We start from the raw sequence: 2214 nt of genomic DNA, 5'->3' as shown, positions 1-2214 counted from the left end.
GCTAATCACTCTCTTTTCTGGCAAGTAATTGCTCCAAATGCAGGCGGAGAGCCAACTGGTGAGCTTGCAGATGCAATCACTGGCAAGTTTGGCAGCTTTGATGCTTTCAAAGAAGAGTTTGCTAAAGCGGCAACTACTCGTTTCGGTTCTGGCTGGGCTTGGCTTGCAGTAAACAATGGTGAGTTAGAAGTGACTAGCACACCAAACCAAGACTCTCCATTAATGGAAGGCAAAACTCCAGTCTTAGGATTAGATGTTTGGGAGCATGCATACTACTTAAACTATCAAAACCGTCGTCCTGAGTATATCAACTCTTTCTGGAACGTTGTAAACTGGGATGAAGTTTCTAAACGCTATAGCGCTGCAAAATAATAACGTTAAATCAAGCACAGCAGATTTTCTGCTGTGCTTTTTAAATTCTAAAGGGCAATTTTGCATAATGCATTGCCCTATGTTAAAAACTACCCTTAGAACCAAAGGGGAGTTTTTTTATGAGCAGATTTAAAAAGATACTAGGTGATATAGAGGTAACAAGGGATTTAACTTTATTGCTGCTGATTGGAGGATTGTATTCTTTAAGTATTGCCCTTTCAAATACTTTTGTGAATATATTCCTTTGGAAACAATCAGGAGAATATTTCGACCTCGGATTATACAATTTATCCATTGTTGTCTTACAGCTTATTACATTTACCATTGCTGGAAGATGGGCGAAAAAGATTGATCGTGTAATTGTTCTTCGAATCGGAGTTATTTTTCTTGGCATCTTTTATTTGGCAGTACTGATTGCAGGTGGAAATGCATCGGCGTATTTGCTTCTATTAGGCGCTTTGCTTGGAGTAGGCTATGGTTTTTATTGGCTTGCATTTAATGTGTTAACCTTTGAGATTACTGAACCGGAAAATCGCGACTTTTTTAATGGGTTTCTCGGTATTTTAAATTCTGTAGCAGGAATGGCTGGACCAATTGCTGCCGGATTCATCATTTCGAAGATGGAAAAGTTTACAGGATACTCTATAATTTTCGGTATTTCACTAACCTTGTTTTTAGTGGCAGTCATTTTAAGCTTCTTCTTAAAAAGGAGACCCGCAAGCGGAAGGTACTGGTTTACCAGAATCCTCAAGGAGAGAAAAAATAGCTTTAATTGGCGTATGATTACGAATGCCCACTTTTTTCAGGGGCTGCGCGAAGGAACATTTGCCTTTCTCGTTTCAGTCTTTGTTTTTATCTCAACAGGAAGTGAGCTTGCTCTCGGAACTTTTGGTCTTGTCAATTCAGGCATTTCTTTTGTTGCCTATTATATTGTCTCTAGAATGCTAAGGAAACATCAGAGGAAGAAAGCGATATTAATCGGTGGAATTCTGTTGTATGTGAGCATCTTTTTTATCTTGGCAAACATTACATTCCCTAAATTAATGATCTATGCGGCTATTATTGCGGTAGGATATCCGATTCTGTTTGTTCCTTACGTTTCTATGACTTATGATGTAATCGGCACAGCCTGGAAGGCCAGGGGAAACTGTTTTAACTATTATGGAAGCCGAGCTGGGCGGTCCTGTTCCTGTTGCTATCGAAACGGTTGTAAATGATTTCCAAACCTTAAATAACGGCATACAGCCTGAGCAAATACAAAATGGGAAAACTTACAAATTCCCTTCTTATAAATAAACAAATAATATTAAGGCAGTGTTAAACATAAGAGTTTCATTGCATCATTCTTGTCAACTTCAGTCTTTCATTGATACAATAAAGTGAACTTTCTTTTCATAGTTCTTTAAATTTATGAATAAAAAAAGGAGCGAATCTCCATTGACTGAGATGATACATCGTACAAAAACGAGACCAGTAAAAGTTGGTCCTTTAACTATTGGCGGAAGCAACGAATTATTTATACAAAGCATGACAACAACAAAGACACATGACGTTGAGGCGACGGTTGCAGAGATTAAACGTCTAGAAGAAGCAGGCTGTCAAGTTGTCCGTGTAGCATGCCCTGATGAAAGAGCGGCTAATGCGATTGCTGAAATTAAAAAGAGAATTAATATTCCACTTGTTGTCGATATCCACTTTGATTATAAGCTTGCTTTAAAAGCGATCGAAGGCGGAGCAGATAAAATCCGAATCAATCCTGGTAACATCGGCAGACGCGAAAAAGTAGAAGCTGTTGTTAAAGCGGCTAAAGCCAAAGGAATTCCAATTCGAATTGGTGTAAAC

The 2214-nt window shown here is 38.6% G+C and carries 4 protein-coding genes; all 4 read left to right on the top strand.

The genetic code is table 11. The features are described from left to right. A partial coding sequence (locus OQ279_RS18560) for a superoxide dismutase (RefSeq protein ID WP_266071356.1) occupies window positions 1–372 on the top strand: 372 nt, incomplete at its 5' end. Window positions 373–491: 119 nt separating this feature from the next. Then, entirely contained in the window at window positions 492–1589 is a 1098-nt protein-coding gene (locus OQ279_RS18555) for an MFS transporter (protein ID WP_266071354.1), read from the top strand. After that, entirely contained in the window at window positions 1534–1668 is a 135-nt protein-coding gene (gene yqfZ / locus OQ279_RS18550) for a protein YqfZ (protein WP_503167775.1), read from the top strand. The genes OQ279_RS18555 and yqfZ overlap by 56 nt, the downstream gene beginning before the upstream one ends. A gap of 150 nt (window positions 1669–1818) precedes the next feature. Further along, on the top strand, window positions 1819–2214 hold a 396-nt coding region (locus OQ279_RS18545), incomplete at its 3' end, for a flavodoxin-dependent (E)-4-hydroxy-3-methylbut-2-enyl-diphosphate synthase (protein WP_266071357.1).

This window comes from Salinimicrobium profundisediminis (assembly GCF_026241755.1).
GTDB classification, from domain to species: domain Bacteria; phylum Bacteroidota; class Bacteroidia; order Flavobacteriales; family Flavobacteriaceae; genus Salinimicrobium; species Salinimicrobium profundisediminis.
The sequence above is the reverse complement of the archived record's forward strand: the minus strand, read 5'-3'. Positions and strand labels throughout refer to the sequence as shown.

Bases quoted from the DNA above. Each gene is read 5' to 3' on its own strand.
- OQ279_RS18555 (WP_266071354.1), top strand. From the start codon at position 492: ATGAGCAGATTTAAAAAGATACTAGGTGATATAGAGGTAACAAGGGAT.
- yqfZ (WP_503167775.1), top strand. From the start codon at position 1,534: ATGGAAGCCGAGCTGGGCGGTCCTGTTCCTGTTGCTATCGAAACGGTT.